The organism is Oscillibacter sp. KLE 1728 (assembly GCF_934833455.1).
In the GTDB taxonomy this organism is placed as follows: Bacteria; Bacillota; Clostridia; order Oscillospirales; family Oscillospiraceae; genus Oscillibacter; species Oscillibacter welbionis.
This window is the reverse complement of the sequence record NZ_CAKVVF010000021.1, coordinates 8,470-25,225: the sequence shown is the minus strand read 5'-3', so window position 1 is coordinate 25,225 and position 16,756 is coordinate 8,470. Positions and strand designations below refer to the sequence as shown.

General features: G+C 62.2%; 14 protein-coding genes. 9 read left to right on the top strand and 5 right to left on the bottom strand.

Annotation, left to right across the window (positions count from 1 at the left end):
* Positions 1-345: 345 nt before the first annotated feature.
* The 8 genes from QVE23_RS03880 (at position 346) to QVE23_RS03845 (ending at position 9,949) form a co-directional block, all read left to right on the top strand.
* Positions 346-1,359: an ABC transporter ATP-binding protein gene (locus tag QVE23_RS03880; RefSeq protein WP_025544708.1), complete on the top strand. Its 1,014-nt coding sequence runs from the start codon at positions 346-348 to the stop codon at positions 1,357-1,359.
* Positions 1,343-2,209 (top strand): ABC transporter permease subunit, encoded by an 867-nt coding sequence (locus QVE23_RS03875; RefSeq protein WP_021751120.1) that lies wholly within the window; start codon positions 1,343-1,345, stop codon positions 2,207-2,209. The genes QVE23_RS03880 and QVE23_RS03875 overlap by 17 nt, the downstream gene beginning before the upstream one ends.
* Before the next feature lie 16 nt (positions 2,210-2,225).
* Positions 2,226-3,644 (top strand): DUF7088 domain-containing protein, encoded by a 1,419-nt coding sequence (locus tag QVE23_RS03870; protein ID WP_025544707.1) that lies wholly within the window; start codon positions 2,226-2,228, stop codon positions 3,642-3,644.
* A 17-nt stretch (positions 3,645-3,661) separates the two neighbouring features.
* Entirely contained in the window at positions 3,662-4,699 is a 1,038-nt protein-coding gene (locus tag QVE23_RS03865; protein WP_025544706.1) for a DUF4340 domain-containing protein, read from the top strand.
* 113 nt (positions 4,700-4,812) lie between these two features.
* Positions 4,813-5,496 carry a response regulator transcription factor gene (locus QVE23_RS03860; RefSeq protein ID WP_021751123.1) on the top strand — a complete coding sequence of 228 codons (684 nt, stop codon included), beginning with the start codon at positions 4,813-4,815 and terminating at the stop codon, positions 5,494-5,496.
* A 67-nt stretch (positions 5,497-5,563) separates the two neighbouring features.
* Positions 5,564-6,790, top strand: a complete 1,227-nt coding sequence (locus tag QVE23_RS03855; protein ID WP_021751124.1) for a sensor histidine kinase — start codon at positions 5,564-5,566, stop codon at positions 6,788-6,790.
* 140 nt (positions 6,791-6,930) lie between these two features.
* Positions 6,931-7,638 (top strand): response regulator transcription factor, encoded by a 708-nt coding sequence (locus QVE23_RS03850; RefSeq protein ID WP_025544704.1) that lies wholly within the window; start codon positions 6,931-6,933, stop codon positions 7,636-7,638.
* Positions 7,607-9,949 carry a sensor histidine kinase gene (locus tag QVE23_RS03845; RefSeq protein ID WP_287967595.1) on the top strand — a complete coding sequence of 781 codons (2,343 nt, stop codon included), beginning with the start codon at positions 7,607-7,609 and terminating at the stop codon, positions 9,947-9,949. The genes QVE23_RS03850 and QVE23_RS03845 overlap by 32 nt, the downstream gene beginning before the upstream one ends.
* Before the next feature lie 90 nt (positions 9,950-10,039).
* On the opposite strand, the gene spoIIP is transcribed toward QVE23_RS03845, so the two are convergent.
* From spoIIP to QVE23_RS03830, 3 genes are all read right to left on the bottom strand, one after another.
* Positions 10,040-11,206 carry a stage II sporulation protein P gene (gene spoIIP, locus QVE23_RS03840; RefSeq protein ID WP_136891329.1) on the bottom strand — a complete coding sequence of 389 codons (1,167 nt, stop codon included), beginning with the start codon at positions 11,204-11,206 and terminating at the stop codon, positions 10,040-10,042.
* Positions 11,207-11,319: 113 nt separating this feature from the next.
* On the bottom strand, positions 11,320-11,766 hold the full coding sequence (locus QVE23_RS03835) for a PaaI family thioesterase (protein ID WP_136891328.1): 447 nt from the start codon (positions 11,764-11,766) through the stop codon (positions 11,320-11,322).
* A gap of 173 nt (positions 11,767-11,939) precedes the next feature.
* Positions 11,940-13,877 (bottom strand): NAD(+) synthase, encoded by a 1,938-nt coding sequence (locus tag QVE23_RS03830; RefSeq protein WP_021751131.1) that lies wholly within the window; start codon positions 13,875-13,877, stop codon positions 11,940-11,942.
* Between the two features lie 261 nt (positions 13,878-14,138).
* On the opposite strand from QVE23_RS03830, the gene QVE23_RS03825 reads away from it, so the two are divergent.
* Entirely contained in the window at positions 14,139-15,230 is a 1,092-nt protein-coding gene (locus QVE23_RS03825) for a putative NPN-dependent ornithine cyclodeaminase (RefSeq protein WP_287967594.1), read from the top strand.
* Between the two features lie 463 nt (positions 15,231-15,693).
* Here QVE23_RS03825 and rnhA read toward each other — a convergent pair whose 3' ends face one another.
* Positions 15,694-16,131: a ribonuclease HI gene (gene rnhA, locus QVE23_RS03820; protein WP_025543906.1), complete on the bottom strand. Its 438-nt coding sequence runs from the start codon at positions 16,129-16,131 to the stop codon at positions 15,694-15,696.
* Between the two features lie 117 nt (positions 16,132-16,248).
* Positions 16,249-16,756, bottom strand: a 508-nt coding sequence (locus tag QVE23_RS10995; protein WP_502919061.1) for a DNA gyrase C-terminal beta-propeller domain-containing protein, incomplete at its 5' end; no start/stop codon positions are given.

The window sequence follows — 16,756 nt, the reverse complement described above, 5'->3', positions numbered from 1 at the left end:
TGCAAGAACAAGTCGGCGGAAAGTCCTGGACCGGCCGGATCTTTCCATCTTTTTCGCCCTTTTCGCGCAAGACAGCGTGCGGCGGAGGACGCCTGGTCATGGACGCCCTCCGCCGCACGCAGAGAGAAAGGAAATGAAAAATGAAAAAAGAGAGGGGGGATCAGTTATCCTTTTTGGAGGATGTCTGTATCATACCCCCAAAATCTAAAAACAACCTTTAAAAAGTTTGAACAGTTTATGAAGTTCTGTTCATTCTTTCAGATAGTTTTCAGTTTCTTTTTTTATACTGTGAAAGCTGACTGGGGCGGGCCCTGCCCGTCTCCATTCCTGAAGGAGGTTATTTGTGTGATCGAGGTCAAAAACCTTGTGAAGCGTTATGGCGACCACTATGCGGTGAACCATCTGAGCTTCACGGTGGAGGACGGCCAGATCTTCGGCTTCTTGGGGCCGAACGGCGCCGGAAAATCCACCACAATGAATATCATGACCGGCTATCTGGCGGCCACGGAGGGACAGGTCCTGGTGGAGGGCCACGATATTCTGGAGGAGCCGGAGGCCGCCCGTGCCTGCATCGGCTATCTCCCCGAGATCCCGCCGCTGTATCCTGATATGACGGTGGAGGAGTACCTGCGCTTCTGCGCGGAGCTGAAGAAGATCCCCAAGGAGCAGCGGACGGACCAGCTGACGAAGGTCCTGGCCCTGACCCATCTGGAGGATATGAGCGCCCGGCTGATCCGGAACCTGTCCAAGGGCTACCGCCAGCGGGTCGGCCTGGCCCAGGCCATCCTGGGCTTCCCCAAGATCATCATTCTGGACGAGCCCACCGTGGGCCTGGATCCCAAGCAGGTGGTGGAGATCCGGGATCTCATTCGGCATCTGGCAAAGGACCACACCGTGATCCTCAGCTCCCATATCCTCTCTGAGATCCGGGCGGTATGCGACCGGGTCCTCATCATCCGCAAGGGCCGGTTTGTGGTGTGCGACACCCCGGAGGACCTGGAGGAGAAGCTCTCCGCCGGAGGCTCCCTGGAACTGACGGCAAAGGCCGCGCCGGAGGCGGCGGAGGCCGTGCTGGACCGGGTGGCGGGCATCACCGGCCGGACCCTGCTGGGGCGGACGGAGGACACAGCCCGCTTTGCCATCCACATGGAGAGGGACATCCGGGAGGCGCTGTTCTTCGCCTTTGCAGAGGCGGGGCTGCCCCTGCTGGAGCTGCGGCCCCGGACGGCCTCTCTGGAGGAGGTCTTCCTGGATCTGACGGACGATAACGATACGGTGGCCGCCCGGGCGGCGGCGCTGTTCCAGACCTCTGTGGAAACTGCGGAAAAGGAGGCGGTCGGCGATGAAAGCGATTTATAAGCGGGAGGTCAGCTCTTATTTCAACTCCATGATCGGCTGGATCTTCGTGGCGGTTCTGACGGTCTTCATCGGCATCTATTTCTTTGCCTACAACCTGTTTCAGGGATACCCCTATTTCTCCCTCTCTCTGGGCTCCTCTCTCTTCATTTTCATGGTGGTGGTCCCCATTCTCACCATGCGCTCCATGGCGGATGAGCGCCACACCAAGACGGACCAGCTGCTGCTGACGGCGCCGGTATCCGTCACCGCCGTGGTGCTGGGGAAGTACTTCGCCATGCTGACGGTGTTCGCCGTGCCGGTGGCCATTGCCTGCCTGTGCCCCCTCATCATCGCGCTGAACGGCACGGCCTTCCTGTTGGCGGACTACGGCGCCATTCTGGCCTTCTTCCTGCTGGGCGCGGTGGAGATCGCCGTGGGCATGCTGATCTCCTCTCTGACGGAGAGCCAGATCATCGCCGCAGTGGGCACCTTCGGCCTGCTGCTCCTGCTGTATCTGTGGGACGGCCTGGTGGGCTTTCTGCCCTCCACCGCCGTCGGGTCTCTGCTGGGCTTCTTCGTGGTGCTGATCCTGGTGTGCTTCCTCATCAACGCCCTGTCCAACAACTGGAAGGTCACAGCCGGCGTGCTGGTGGCCGGCGCCGCGGTGCTGATCGCCTTCTACCTGCGGGACTCCTCCGTCTTCGCCAACCTGCTGCCGGATGTGCTGGGCAAGTTCTCCCTGCTCTCCGCCTTCGACAGCTTTTCCACGGACCACGTCTTCGACGTGCCCGGGATCCTGCTGTACCTGTCCATCAGCGCGCTGCTGGTCTTTCTGACCGTCCAGGTCATCCAGAAGCGCCGGTGGAACTGAGAGGAGGCGTGTGAATATGGAACATCGTGATTGGAAAAACAGCCTGCAGGAGACCGCGGGGCGCCACGCATCCCGCAGGGGCGCCTTCTCCGCCGGACTGACGGCCCTGGCCGTGGCGGCAGTGCTGGTGTTCAACCTGCTTGCGGCACAGCTGCCGGAGCAGTGGGCCCAGATCGACCTGACGGGCAGCGGGATCTACAACATCAGCGAGACCTCTCAGGACTACCTGGCGGGGCTGGAGGATGACGTGGTGATCCACGTGCTCACCGACAAGGACACACTGGATACCCGGATCGTCCGCTTTCTGGACATCTACGCAGATCTCAGCGACCACCTGACCCTGGAATACACCGACCCCACGGTCTATCCCTCCGCCCTGTCCCAGTACGGTGTGGGGGCGGATACCATCGTGGTCACCTGCGAGGCCACCGGCCGGCAGGAGTCCTTTGACATCAGCGACATAATCGGGTATGATATGATGTCGTATTACTATTACGGCACCTATACGGAGACGGACTTCGACGGGGAGAGCCTGCTGACCTCCGCCATCGACAGCGTGCTCACCGGCGTGACCCGGATGGTGTACGAGACCACAGGCCACAACGAGACCGCCGTCCCCATCAGCGTGAAGGAGCGGTTCACGCGGCTCCACATGTCCGTGGAGCGGGTGAACCTGCTCACCGACGGCGGCATCCCTGAGGACTGCTCCCTGCTGATCCTCAACGAGCCGGACCAGGATCTGGCGGACGATGAGCTGGATATGATCCTGAACTATCTGGCGGAGGGCGGCCAGGTGATCTACAACATGGCCGGTGAGCTGGTGGACCTGCCCAACTTCAACGCCCTGTGCGCCGCCTATGGAATGCAGGTGGCGGACGGCATGATCGCGGACACCTCCCAGGGCTATCAGAACAACCCCTATCTGTTCTTCGCGCAGGCGGACACCTCTGTGGATGCGGCCAGCAGCCTCACAAGTGATTCCATGGTCCTGTTTTATGCCTCCCGGGGCTTCACCCTGGCGGATCCCACCCGGGACACCATCACCGTCCAGCCCTTCCTAACCACCACGGAGAACGGCTATGCCGTGCTGGACGCGGACAACATGACCCAGGGGACCTATGTGGTGGGTGCCGTGGCCACGGAGGAGATCAGCGAGGACACCACCGCCCGGCTGACGGTCTACGGCGCAGACACGCTGATCAACACCGATGTGACCAACAGCTTTACCAATGTTGACAACGTGGATCTCTTCATCCACTCCGCCACTGTGGGCTTTGACGATGTATCCGCCATCTCTGTGGAGCCGGTGAGCCTGTTGACGCCCACCAATACCATCACGACCGGCGGCATCTGGGGCCTGCTGTTTATCCTGGTGATCCCCGCGGCGCTGCTGATCTACGGCTTTGTCCGCTGGATGCACCGCCGGAAACTGTGACGAAGGAGCATACAAGCATGAATCGAACACAGAAGAAGACGCTGGTTCTCCTGCTGGGGATCCTGGTGGGCCTGGGCATCCTGCTGGCGGTGGTCTCCGCCGTCAAGCGGTCCAGCGCCCAGCGGGAAGCTGAGGAGGCCGCCGCCCAGGACGCCGCCAGCGTCATCACGGAGACGGAGGCCGCCTATTCGTCCCTCACCTATGACAACGGCAACGCCACGCTGTCCTTCCATCTGGACGAGGCGGGCAAGTGGGTCTGGTCCGACGACCCGGAGTTTCCCCTGGACGACTCCACCATCCAGTCGATCCTGACCCTTCTCACCAACCTCAAACCCCAGCAGACCATTACAGAGGGCGATACGCTGGAGGCCTATGGCCTGGACCAACCCTTCGCCACCCTGACCGCAGCCAAGCCGGACGGCGGGACGCTGACCATCTCCCTGGGCAACACCACTACGGACGGCAACAGCTACTATATGCTGATGAACGAACAGGAGAGTCCGGTGTATATCATCTCCAACTCCCTGTACACCGAGATGTCCAAGACCATCTATGACATGTGCGACCTGCCGGAGCTGCCCCAGCTGACGGAGGAAAACCTCCAGTCCGTCACCGTTGAGGGCGCCGCCAGCACCCTGTTGCGGCCCATCGACAAGGAGACCTCCACCGACGAGGAGACCGGGGAGGAGACGGTCACCGTCACCTGGGCTGCCAGCGGCGAGGACGTCACCGGCAGCGCGGACACCGCCTCTCTGCTGGCGGAGCTGGGGGCGCTGACCTTCACCAAATGCGTGGACTACAAGCCCACAGACGAGGCCGCTGCCCTGTGCGGCTTTGACGCACCCCAGGCCACGGTTACCATTCTCTACCTGAACGACACCGGTACCGAGGGGACGCTGACCCTGACCTTCGGCAGCGAGAACCTGGACCAGACCGGCTACTACGTCCGCATGGAGGGGGATTCCACCATCTACCAGATGGACACCGCTTCGGTGGACACCATTCTCTCTGTGGCGGAGAATGGCCTGACTGCGGCGGACGCCACGGGCGAATAAACTCGATCTCGTTTCCCATCCGTCTCATCTGACCAGGGGGGAGCCCCCGGGCTCCCCCCTGTGTGGCGCTGCCGGCAGAAACGGCGCGCGATCCTGCAAACGGAGGTGATTTCATGCGCGTACTGGTGGTAGAGGATGAGGTCCGCCTGGCCGCCACCCTCCAGGACCTGTTGGAGCTGAACGGCTATACGGTGGACGTCTGCCACGACGGCGAGGCGGGGCTGGACAACGCCCTGACCTCCATTTATGACGTGATCCTGCTGGACGTGATGCTGCCCAAGCTGGACGGCTTCACCGTGCTGCGCCGCCTGCGGGCGGAGGGCAGCACCACGCCGGTGCTGATGCTCACGGCCCGGTCCGAGCTGACGGACCGGGTGAACGGGCTGGACTCCGGTGCGGACTACTATCTCACCAAGCCCTTTGAGCCCAAGGAGCTGCTGGCCTGCATCCGGGCCCTGACCCGCCGCCAGCCGGAGCTGCGGCAGACTGATGCCCTGAAATACGGAGACCTGCGGCTGGAGAAGACCTCCTTCACCCTCTCCTGCGGCGAGCGCTCCGTGCGGCTCAGCCGGAAGGAGTTCGACATGATGGAGATGCTGATGCTGAACCAGAAGCTGGTCATCACCAAGGAGAAGCTGCTGCTGAAGGTCTGGGGCTATGAGTCCGACGCAGAGGACAACAATGTGGAGGTCTACATCTCCTTCCTGCGGAAGAAGCTGGACCATCTCCACTCCCAGGTGAAGATCCGCACGATCCGCATGGTGGGCTACTGCCTGGAAGCGCCTGAGGAGGCGTAGTTTTCCACAAAGTCCACATTTTTCCACTTTTCCACAGAGTTTTCGACAGGAAGGGGGCGATCCTCCCATGATCCGAAAATTGCAGATCAAATTCGTGGCCATGTGCATGATTCTGGTGACCGCGGTACTGGGCGTGGTATTCACGGCTGTGTTTTTCTCCGCCAAGCAGAACATCGAGGTCATCAGCCATCAGGTGCTCCAGCGGGTCATGGAGGACGACACTCCCAGCGGCCGGCCGGATCTGGGGCTCAACCGGGGCGGGGAAGACGTTCTGCTGCCCTATTTCACGGTGAATCTCTGGGACCGCAGCGGAATCTACGAGGCCTTTGTCACAGGCGGGACCTATTCCAATCTGCAGGACACACAGGAGCTGCAGACCATTCTTACCGACTGTCTCCAGCAGAACCGGCCCGAGGGCACTATCCACAGCTACGGCCTGCGGTATCTGCGCCGGGACTATGGACTATACGAGCGCATCGCCTTTGTGGACATGTCCATGGAGCAGGCCACATTGCAGGAGATCATGGGCTCCTATCTGCAAATCGGTCTGGCGGCGCTGCTGCTGCTTCTGGGCGTCTCCATCCTGCTGGCCCGGTGGGCCACCCGCCCGGTGGCAAAGGCCTGGCAGCAGCAGCGGCAGTTCCTTTCCGACGCCTCTCACGAGCTGAAGACGCCGCTGACCGTGATCCTCTCCAATGCGGAACTGCTGGAGGCGGCGCCGCTGGAGGACCGCCCGGCCCGGTGGGCGGACAACATCCGCTCCGAGGCCGGACAGATGAAGTCCCTGGTGGAGGAGATGCTGACCCTGGCCCGGGCGGACAATGCGGTTCCCACGGCGGTGATGGGGGAGGTCTCGCTCTCCGACCTGGCCACGGACTGCGTACTGGCCTTTGAGCCGGTGGCCTTTGAGGCGGGAAAGCCCCTGGAGAGCGACATCACCCCCGACGTGACCGTCACCGGCGACGCCGACAAACTGCGCCAGCTGATCGGCGTCCTGCTGGACAACGCCATCAAGTATGGGCAGGCGGGGGGTACCATCAGCCTGACCCTGCGGCGCACAGACCGGCAGGCCCGTCTGCTGGTATCCAACCCCGGCGATCCCATCCCACCGGACCAGCTGGGCCGCCTGTTCGAGCGATTCTACCGGGCGGACGCCTCCCGGGGGGAGCAGTCCGGCTTCGGCCTGGGGCTGCCCATCGCCGCCTCCATTGCGACGGAGCACAAGGGAACTCTGAAGGCCGAGAGCGACCAGGCCTCCACCCGGTTCCTCTTCTCCATGCCGCTGAAAAAGTGAGCCATTGAAAAGAAGGGCTTTCCTTCCCGGGAGGGCCCTTTTTTTGTGCCGCTTGAAACCGTAAGAAATCTGTAAGAAATTTCTCCGGGTGTTTGTAAGAATTCCCCGGTATGCTACAATCAGCTCAAGGAGGGATCGAGATGAACGCGTGCATTCTGGTGGTGGACGACGATCCGGAGATCGTGGGGGCCATCGCCATCACCCTGGAGCGGGAGGGCTACCGGGTCCTGCGGGCCTATGACGGCATGGAGGCTCTGGATCTGGCCCTGGACCCGGCGGTGCGGCTGATCCTCATCGACGTGATGATGCCCAAGCTGGACGGGCTGTCCGCTCTGCTGCGGATCCGGGAAAAGCGGAACCTGCCGGTGATCGTCCTCTCCGCCAAAAGTGAGGACACGGACAAGATCCTGGGCCTCTCCATGGGGGCGGACGACTATGTGACCAAGCCCTTCAACCCCCAGGAGCTGGCGGCCAGAGTCCGGAGCCAGCTGCGGCGGTACACCCTGCTGGGGGACGTCCACGCGGAGGAGCGGCAGGGCCTCATCGTCAACGGGCGCCTCACCTACGACCCGGACCGCCGGGAACTGCGGGCGGATGGGGAAGCGGTGAAGCTCACCGCCACGGAGACAAAGATCGTGGACCTGCTGATGCGTAACCCCGGCCGCATCTTCCCGGCGGAGGAGATCTACCGCCGGGTGTGGGACGGGGAGGCGGCCTACGCCTGCGAAAACACGGTGATGGTCCACATCCGGCGCATTCGGGAAAAAATCGAGCTCAATCCCAAGGAGCCAGATTACATCAAGGTGGTGTGGGGCATTGGATACAAAATGGAACAGCACGGGACCTGACGAAGGTCTGGAACAACTTGTGGCCGGGGAGGTCCGGGAGGCTCTGAAGGGGGTGGAGGACGCCCCGGGCGTGGCGAAGGTCCGCGTCTCCGGAAAGACCTGCGGCAGGCTGCGGGCGGCGGCCGGACTGGCGGCCCTGGTACTGGGCGTGAGCCTGGTGCTGGGGAGCCTGGGACAGATGGCGGGCCGCCTGGCCAGCGGGGTCGACAGCGGCTCCTTCGGCAGCGGATGGTGGAGTACAGACTGGCAGGAGACCCCAGCCTTCCGGCAGGAGGTGGCCCAACGGCTGCGGGCCTTTCTGGCTATGGCCACCGGCAGCGACCTGGAGTGGTGGGATACTGCTTCCGGGGATACTTATATCGTATCCCGGGAGGGCGAATCCTTTTATGAGTGGGGCGTCACAGATACCTCCTCGGAAATCGCGTGGGTTGAGGAGAACACTGCAACCGCCGCACCGGACAAACACTATGCGGCAGACAAAAATCTGCTCTATCAGGTCCTTGGCCCGGAAAGGGAGCTGCTCTACAGCAATGTTCCGGCAGGTGCGGAGATCAGCAGCAGTCAAAATTTGCCGGAGGGGTACAACTTCCTGTTGGTCTTCCGCCATGGCAGGATCCTGCTGCGGAAGGATGGAGAACCAGTGGACGTTTACGGCGATGGATTTTTTACAGAGGATTCCCTGTGGGACGTCCCCGGCTATGAGAATTTCACGGCCGGGGAGGACGCGGCGGATGTGACCATCTACATGGCCGTCCGGGAGGAGCCGGTGCCTTATCTCCAGCTGAACAGCGGCGGACAAACCCGCTTCTACGATGATTTTTACGGCTTATATCAGCACATTCGGGAGATGCAGGGATTCTACCTGCTGCGGGCGGTGCTGTGCGCAGCTGGAGCCGTATGCCTGATCGCCGCCCACTTCCTGCGGGCGGAACGGCGGAGGGCGGAGAAAAAGCTGGCCGCTCTCACTCGCCGCGTGCCCGGGGAGATCTGGTGGCTGGCGGCTGCCCTGGCAGTCCTCTCCATGGTGTTCTCCACAGGATTCGGCGGCTACTCTCCCTTTGAATTCTGGTATTACGGCTGGGTGGGTCCGACCGTGACGGACGCCCTGCGGCTGGCGGCGCTGCTGCCCGCCAATGCCCCGGCGCTGCTGGCGCTGGTGTGGGCGCTGTGGCTGCGGCACATCACCCGGAAAAACACGGAAAGGGAGCAGCGGCGGAGTCTGTTGAGGGGGCTGAAAAACGCATTCTTGGCAAGAGACTTGAAGCTGCCGGTGCAGAAGCGGCTCCGGCGGCGGTCTCTGGTGCGGAATCTGACACTGTGGGCCATTATGCTTACAGCTGTTCTCTGCTGTGTCCCTGTGTACGAAATGCTCTGGTGGAACTTTTCCCTGACCGTGATCTGCGTTTTTGTTCCCGCCTTTGCGCTGATGGCGGTCCTGGAAATCTTCTGGATCCGGCGGGACTGGACCCTGGTCCGGGATATCGGCCTGCTGGCGGACCAAGTGACGGCCATCCGGGACGGGGATCTGGAAACGCCCCTGGACCTGCCGGCGGACGCAGACCTGCATCAGACCGCGGAGCAGCTGAACGACATCCAGGCGGGCCTGCACCGGGCCCTGGCAGAGCAGACCCGCAGCGAACGGATGAAGGTAGAGCTGATCTCCAACGTGTCCCACGACCTGAAAACGCCCCTGACCTCTGTGCTCTCCTATGCGGAACTGCTGCGGCAGGAGCCCCTGGAGGGGGCCGCAGCGGACTACGCCCGGATCATCGACGAGAAGGCCCGACGGCTGGCAGTGATGGTCCAGGATGTGTTCGAGGTCAGCAAGGCCGCCTCCGGCCAGCTGCCGGTCCACTTGGAGCGGCTGGATTTTGCCAAGCTCCTGCGGCAGACCCTGGCGGACCTGGAGGGGCCTATCTCCCAAAGCGGGCTGACCTTCCGGATGGAGCTGCCGGAGATACCGGTGATGATCACGGCTGACGGCCGGCGGCTGTACCGGGTGTTCCAGAACCTCATCGACAACGCCCTGAAATATGCCCTGGCGGGAAGCCGGGTCTACCTCTCCTTAAAGACCGAGGTGGGCAGGGCGGAGGCCAGCCTGCGCAACACCTCCCGGGAGGAGCTGCCCACAGGCGTGGACCTGACGGCCCGGTTCGTCCGGGGCGACGCCAGCCGTACCGATGGCGGCAGCGGCTTGGGCCTTTCCATCGCCAGCTCCTTTACCGAGGCCTGCGGCGGAGATTTCCACGTGGAGACGCTGGCGGACTTGTTCACCGCTGTGGTGTCCTTCCCCCTGGCGGAGGAGCCCTGAGCCTTCAAAGCAAAAAGCCCCGTCCGAACGGACGGGGCTTTTGCCGTCGGACCGGGGCCGGATGGCCTGCTCTCCGCAGGACCGCCTCTGTCACTTGCCCAGATCAATGAGATAGTCCGCCATCTGCTGGGCGAACAGGCGGCCCGCCAGGGCGGCCTCCTCCGGAGAGTTGCCGGCGGCCCCTACCTCTACCAGCAAGGAGCCGGTGGTGGCGTGCTGGTTATAGCGGGAATTCCGCAGCAGGATCGGCCGCATCAGGGTGGGATAGCTTTGCAAGATATTGTCCTGAAGGGCCACCGCCAGTTTCAGATTCTCCATCCAGTGCTCATGAGCCAGGCCGCTGCCGTCGCTGCCCATCACCAGAGTCATCTGGGCGGAGGTGCCCACCCCGTCGATCTCCGAGATCACCTTGTACTGATTGCCCTCCGCGTCGCCGATGGCGTCCCGGTGGACATCCAGGATGAAGCGGATGGAGGGGTATTCCGCCAGATAGGTCTCAATGGCCGCCAGGGCGTTGTTATAGGCGTCGTTGTACGACGAGTAGTCGTACAGTGTCCGGTCATGGAGGACGGAGATCCCGGCGGCGGTAAACACCTCCGCCATCTCGTCTCCCACCCCCACCACGTTGTAGCGGGAGTCCGTAGTGCGGTAGTTGCCGGACCAGACGATGTCCGTGCCCGGGGGTGGGGTGTAGGCCTCGCTGCCGTGGGTGTGGAGGATCAGAATCTGAGGCTCCCCATCGGCGAGCCGGGCGTCAAAGGGCTCCGACAGCTCCGTGACGGTGAGGGCGTGGTCCGTGCTGTTGGAGATGTAGGACCGGCCGCAGACCGTATAGCCGCTGGGGTCCGTAGGCACCAGTGTTCTGGCCGGAACGCCGTTGTCCGTCTCTCCCGTGGTCTCCAGCGGCGTCTCCTCCACCGGCTCCGTGACAGTCTCCTCCCGGCCGTCCGCACCGGATTCCTCCGTCCGCTCGGTGGACCACAGCTCCGCCACAGCCGCCCGGGCGGACAACAGCAGGGGAGACTCTCCCAACGTCATCACCGCGGCGGGGGAGAGGTCATCGTTCGCCCACAGGTCCCCCAGCTCCCATTTCAGCGCCGCCAGCGGAGACGCCGCCCGCAGGGCCGCCCAGGCCGCAGACGCGCTGTCGCTTCCGGCGGTGACCACAACCGCCCAAAGGGTCCCGGCCGCCAGCCCGGCTGCGCCCAGCCGCCGGAGCCCTCTTCTGAACGGGCCTGGAAAAACCGGCCTCTTCATATCGCCTCACCTCTGGGACAACCTTATGCGGCGGCGGGCGGAGATATGACAGCCCGGTTTTCCACAGTGTTTGGGAAAAAGGGGAGAGAGGTTCGCCCTCTCCCGCATCTCTCTTATTTCTGCTCAGCGGCCGCCTTCTGGTCCATCAGCGCCTTGTCTACACAGAAGAAGGTGAACTCCCCCGTGGCCAGCAGCCTGCCGCCCTCTCCGGTGATGTCCACAGCGGTGAGCACCGTGGACTTTCCACGGTGCCGGACCCAAGCAGAGGCCCGCACCGTCCCTGTGGCCTGGTTGCGCAGGAAGTGGAGCGCGCTGGTCTGTGTGACGTAATACCGCCCGTCGCTGTGGGCCGCCGCGCCGGTGGCGTTGTCCGCCAGGGTGTAGATGGCGCCGCCATGAATCAGCCCATAGGGGTTGCAGCTCTCCGGGCGGATGTCCAGCTTGAAGACCGCCCGGTCTTTTTCCACGCGTTCCAGCTCGATATAATTATGGAGCATGAAGGCATTCTTCCTCATTCGTGTCTCCGCGCTCTCCCGGATATGTTCTAGAGATTCTTCCATCGTGTGCTTCCTTTCCGTTTTCAAACAATTTTTCTTCTATTTTAATGGGAGGGGGGAGAATCTGTCAAGAACTGCGAAAGTTCATGCTGCCTGTCCGTGTTTATCTGTATACGCATAGAAAGACCAGAGCGCCGGCTGTATAGCCGGCGCCCTGGTCCGCTTTCCACATACTGTTAAAAATGCACTGACTCCAGTGTCTCCAGTTCTGCCTGCCACAGTGCCGCGGAAGCATCGCTCGGCATCCGCCAGTCGCCGCGGGGGGAGAGTGCCGCAGAGCCTACCTTGGGGCCGTCCGGCAGACAGCTGCGCTTGAACTGCTGAGAGAAGAAGCGGCGGTAGAAGGTCTTCAGCCACTTCAGGATCACATCCGGGGTGTAGGTCTTCCCCAGGGCATACAGCGCCAGACGGTAGATCTTCCGGGGCGGGAAGCCCCAGCGGAGCATGTAGTACAGGAAGAAGTCGTGTAGCTCATAGGGCCCCACCAGATCCTCGGTCCGCTGGCTGATCTCCCCTTGGACAGCGGGCAGCAGCTCCGGGGAGACAGGGGTGTCCAGAATATCCTCCAGCACGTCATGGAGGGCCTCGTCCTTCTCCGCGTTGTCCCGGGCCAGATAGGCCACCAAATGCCGCACCAGGGTCTTGGGGATGGAGCAGTTGACGGCGTAGTTGCTCATGTGGTCGCCATTGTAGGTGCACCAGCCCAGGGCCAACTCACTGAGATCTCCCGTGCCGATCACCAGGCCGCCGGTCTGGTTTGCAATGTCCATCAGGACCTGGGTCCGCTCCCGGGCCTGGCCGTTTTCAAAGGTGACGTCATGGTTCTCCATGCTCTGTCCGATGTCGGTAAAATGTCGCCGCACCGCCTGGGAGATGTCAATGATCTTCAGCGTGGCACCCATCCGCTCCGCCAGCAGCTCCGCATTGGACTTCGTCCGGGCAGTGGTGCCGAAGCAGGGCATGGTGACGGCCACGATGTCGCTGGCGGGCCGATTCAGCATCCCCATGGCCAGGGCCGTGATCAGCAGGGCCAGGGTGGAGTCCAGCCCGCCGGAGAGGCCCACCACCGCCGTCTTGGCGCCGGTGTGCTCCAGCCGCTTCTTCAGACCCAGGGAGGCGATCCGCAGGATCTCCTCACACCGCTCCGCCCGGCCCGCGGCATCCTCCGGCACGAAAGGAGATGGGGAGACGTACCGGGTGAGCCGGGTCTCCTCCACCGGCAACGTGAAGCCGCACCGCCAGATCTCCGGCGGCTCCTTGCCGAAGGTGAAGGTGTTGGTCCGGCGGCGGTCATGGATCAGCCGGTCCACATCGATCTCGCTGACGGTGAGTCCGGTGGCGAACCGCCGCTCCGCCAGCAGGGTACCGTTTTCCGCGATCATATTGTGGCCGGTGAACACCACATCGGTGGTGGACTCTCCCTCTCCGGCATCCGCGTACACATAACCGCACATCAGCCGGGCGGACTGGCCTGTCACCAGGGAGCGGCGGTAGTCCGCCTTGCCCACCAGCTCATTGGATGCGGAGAGGTTCAGAATCACGGTGGCGCCCTTCCGGGCCAGCTCCACGGAGGGCGGCGCCGGGGCCCACAGATCCTCGCAGATCTCCACGCCGATCACCAAGTTGGGCATGGTGTCGCAGGCAAAGGTCTGGTTCGTACAGAGACTCACATGCTGCCCGCACAGCTCAATCCCGTGCTCCACGCCGCTGCCGGATGCAAACCACCGCTGCTCATAAAACTCCCCATAATTGGGCAGATAGACCTTGGGAATCAGCCCCAAAATCTCTCCTTTTTGTATAATAGCCGCGCAGTTATACAATTTGTTGTCCCATTTATCCCACACGGGCAGGCCAAGGGCCGTCACGATCTCCAGATTTCTTGTAGCCTCCAGGATGGTCTGAAGGCCCTCCTCGGCGCCCCGGAGCAGCGTGTCCTGCAGGAACAGATCTCCGCAGGTGTAGCCGGTGAGGCACAGTTCCGGAAGAGCCAGCACCTTCACCCCCTGCTTGTCCGCCTCCCGCATCAGGGTAAAAATTTGTTCCGCGTTATAGCGGCAGTCCGCCACCCGGATTTTGGGGGTGCCTGCGGCCACGGAGATAAAACCGTCTCTCATGTTGAAAAGCCTCCTTGAAGGAAAAACCTGTATGTTGGATATTCTACACCCGACGGCCCGGATTTACAAGAAAGGGCCTTGTTTTTTTGGCGGCATTCTGATATTCTGAATGCAATCAAACCTCCCGCGCCCTTTTGCCGGATGGGAATGCCGATGGGCCTGGAGACTGCTCCGCAGGTATTGCGAGGAGCGGTCCCCGGGCTTTTCTTCTCTGCATCCGGGTGGAACAGCGGCACCATCTTTCAAAGGAGGAACGCCATTATGCCGTTTCAGCTGCGCCCCTATTTTCCGCCGGTCTTTTCCACACCCGCACTGGAAAACGCACCGGACGCCGTCTTTCGCCCGGCGCCCCGGGACGGCGTGGCGCCGGAGAATTTCCACGCCATGAGCATCTTTCCGGAATACTTCAAAATCGCAGGGCAGTGGCATCTGGCCCGGGAGAGCCGGATGGACTGCGTGGCCGTGTGGGATCGGGGCCGCATCGACGTCCGGGAATTCCGCCGCCTGCGGCAGGGAGAGCTGGTGGCCGTCGGCCGCACAGAACAGGGAGAGGAGGGGATCCTCGTCCACCCGGACGGCTTCCGGGAGCGCCGGGTTGCCAGAGATGTGTTTGCCTTCCGGCAGGGCCGCTCCCGGGAGACCGCCTTTTCCCGGGACTATGACGAGCTCTATGAACTGCTGCGCCACGAACGGGACCACGGCAAGGTGGTCTGGGTGATGGGGCCCGCCTTCGCCTTTGACCACGACGCACGCAACGCCTTCTCCCGGCTCATCGCAGGCGGCTTTGTCCATGCCGTGCTGGCGGGCAACGCGCTGGCCACCCATGATCTGGAGGCAGCCTACCTCAACACTGCTCTGGGGCAGAACATCTACACGCAGGAAAGTCAGCCCAACGGGCACTACAACCATCTGGACACCATCAACCGGGTGCGGCTCCACGGATCGATTCCCGCCTTTCTGAAAGCGGAGCAGATCGAAAACGGCATTCTGCACACCTGCGAACGGCACGGCGTCCCGTACATACTGGCGGGCTCCATCCGGGACGACGGGCCTCTGCCGCCGGTGCTGGCAGACGTCTATGCCGCTCAGGACGCCATGCGGGCAGAGATCCGCTCCGCCACCACGGTGATCTGCATGGCCACTGCCCTTCACACCATCGCCGCCGGAAACATGACCCCCTCCTACCGGGTGCTGGCAGACGGAACCGTGCGGCAGGTGTATTTCTACTGCGTGGATATCTCAGAATTTGCCGTGAACAAACTCAGTGACCGGGGAAGCCTCTCCGCCCGGGGCATCGTCACCAATGTGCAGGACTTCATCGTCCATCTCAGCAAGGAGCTGATCCAGCCGTAAACACACAAAGGACCGCCATATGGCGGTCCTTTGTGCTGTGTGTGTTTTTAGGAGGGAGAAAACGCATCGGGTTTGGGAGGACCCTTTGCTTGATTATAAAGATATCCGAAAATTTTTTCTAAATTATGTTTTTCTTATGAACAGATTGTGAATGTTTTTTTCTGTTTTCGTAAACAGCGGAAAAATTTAGAAAAACTTGTCTTTTTTTGGAAGATAGGTCTGTTTCTCTCACTTTTTCTCCCCATGAGAAGGAAGCGGGGGCTATCAGGATCTCCGGCCGCCACCAGCTCATCACAGTGGTTGCTGTATGCGCTCTCCGCATGGTCCCTCGCCCGGCAGAGCCGGTGGGGGACCTATTTTTTTGATTTGCCCGGCGAGAGGAAATTCCGACTCCGCCGTGGCTTTGCCGTCGTCGAACCGCTTGTACGGCGCCTGCCCCGTTCTGCGGGGTACAGAAGACATACTACTTGTATTTCTGGCTCTCCGCCACCGCCAGCTCATCACAGCGGTTGTTGTACGCATTCTCCGCGTGGCCCTTGACCCAATGGTAACGGATGGAATGAACCTCTGTCAGGGCCAGCAGCCTGTCCCAGAGATCCGGATTCAGGGCGGGCTTCTTGTCAGCTTTTTTCCAGCCCCTAGCCTTCCAGCCTTTGGCCCAGCCCTTCTCCAGCCCATCGATCACATATTTGGAATCGGACCAGAGGTCCACGATGCAGGGCTCCTTCAGCAGGGACAGTGCTTGGATCACGGCGGTGAGCTCCATGCGGTTGTTGGTGGTGGCGGCCTCTCCGCCGGAGAGCTCCCGGCTGTGGGGGCCGTACATCAAAATCGCGCCCCAGCCGCCGGGGCCCGGATTGCCGGAGCAGGCGCCGTCGGTGTAGATGGTGACTGTTTTCATCATGAAATCCTTTTGGAAGATGGTTTTGAATGGGGGAGCCGTCTCCTCGGGAACAGCTCCCCCTGTGTTCTGATAAACATTCCGGCAGAAGCGTTTTCGCCCCGGCTCCGGACGGCCTTATTCCTCGGCCTCGGCGCTGCCCTCCTCATGGTCTGTGAGCGCCAGGGAGATCACGTGATCCCCCTCCTCCTTGAACCGCATGACGATGACGCCCTGAGTGGCCCGGCCCGCGGTGCGGATGCTGTCCACCGGGGTGCGGATCAGAATGCCTGCCTGGGTCACCAGCAACAGGTCCTCCGTGCCGTCCACCACCTTGATGCCCACCACGGGGCCGGTCTTGTCCGTCACCATGTAGTTCTTGATGCCGAGGCCGCCCCGGTTGGTGATCCGATAGTCCTCCACCGGCGTCTGCTTGCCGTAGCCGTTTTCCGTGATGGCCAGCACCGCATGATTGGCCTTGGCACGGGCGGCGCCCACCACGTAGTCGCCCTGGCGCAGGCGGATACCCCGCACACCCACGGCGTCCCGGCCCATGGGCCGCACATCGTTCTCGTCAAAGCAGACTGCCATACCGTCATGGGTGGCGATGAGGATCTTCTGGCTGCCGTCAGTCTCCCGGACAGCG

Coding starts and splice junctions, on each gene's coding strand:
- QVE23_RS03875 (WP_021751120.1), top strand. CDS start 1,343: ATGAAAGCGATTTATAAGCGGGAGGTCAGCTCTTATTTCAACTCCATG.
- QVE23_RS03870 (WP_025544707.1), top strand. CDS start 2,226: ATGGAACATCGTGATTGGAAAAACAGCCTGCAGGAGACCGCGGGGCGC.
- QVE23_RS03865 (WP_025544706.1), top strand. CDS start 3,662: ATGAATCGAACACAGAAGAAGACGCTGGTTCTCCTGCTGGGGATCCTG.
- QVE23_RS03860 (WP_021751123.1), top strand. CDS start 4,813: ATGCGCGTACTGGTGGTAGAGGATGAGGTCCGCCTGGCCGCCACCCTC.
- QVE23_RS03855 (WP_021751124.1), top strand. CDS start 5,564: ATGATCCGAAAATTGCAGATCAAATTCGTGGCCATGTGCATGATTCTG.
- QVE23_RS03850 (WP_025544704.1), top strand. CDS start 6,931: ATGAACGCGTGCATTCTGGTGGTGGACGACGATCCGGAGATCGTGGGG.
- spoIIP (WP_136891329.1), bottom strand. CDS start 11,206: ATGAAGAGGCCGGTTTTTCCAGGCCCGTTCAGAAGAGGGCTCCGGCGG.
- QVE23_RS03835 (WP_136891328.1), bottom strand. CDS start 11,766: ATGGAAGAATCTCTAGAACATATCCGGGAGAGCGCGGAGACACGAATG.
- QVE23_RS03830 (WP_021751131.1), bottom strand. CDS start 13,877: ATGAGAGACGGTTTTATCTCCGTGGCCGCAGGCACCCCCAAAATCCGG.
- QVE23_RS03825 (WP_287967594.1), top strand. CDS start 14,139: ATGCCGTTTCAGCTGCGCCCCTATTTTCCGCCGGTCTTTTCCACACCC.
- rnhA (WP_025543906.1), bottom strand. CDS start 16,131: ATGAAAACAGTCACCATCTACACCGACGGCGCCTGCTCCGGCAATCCG.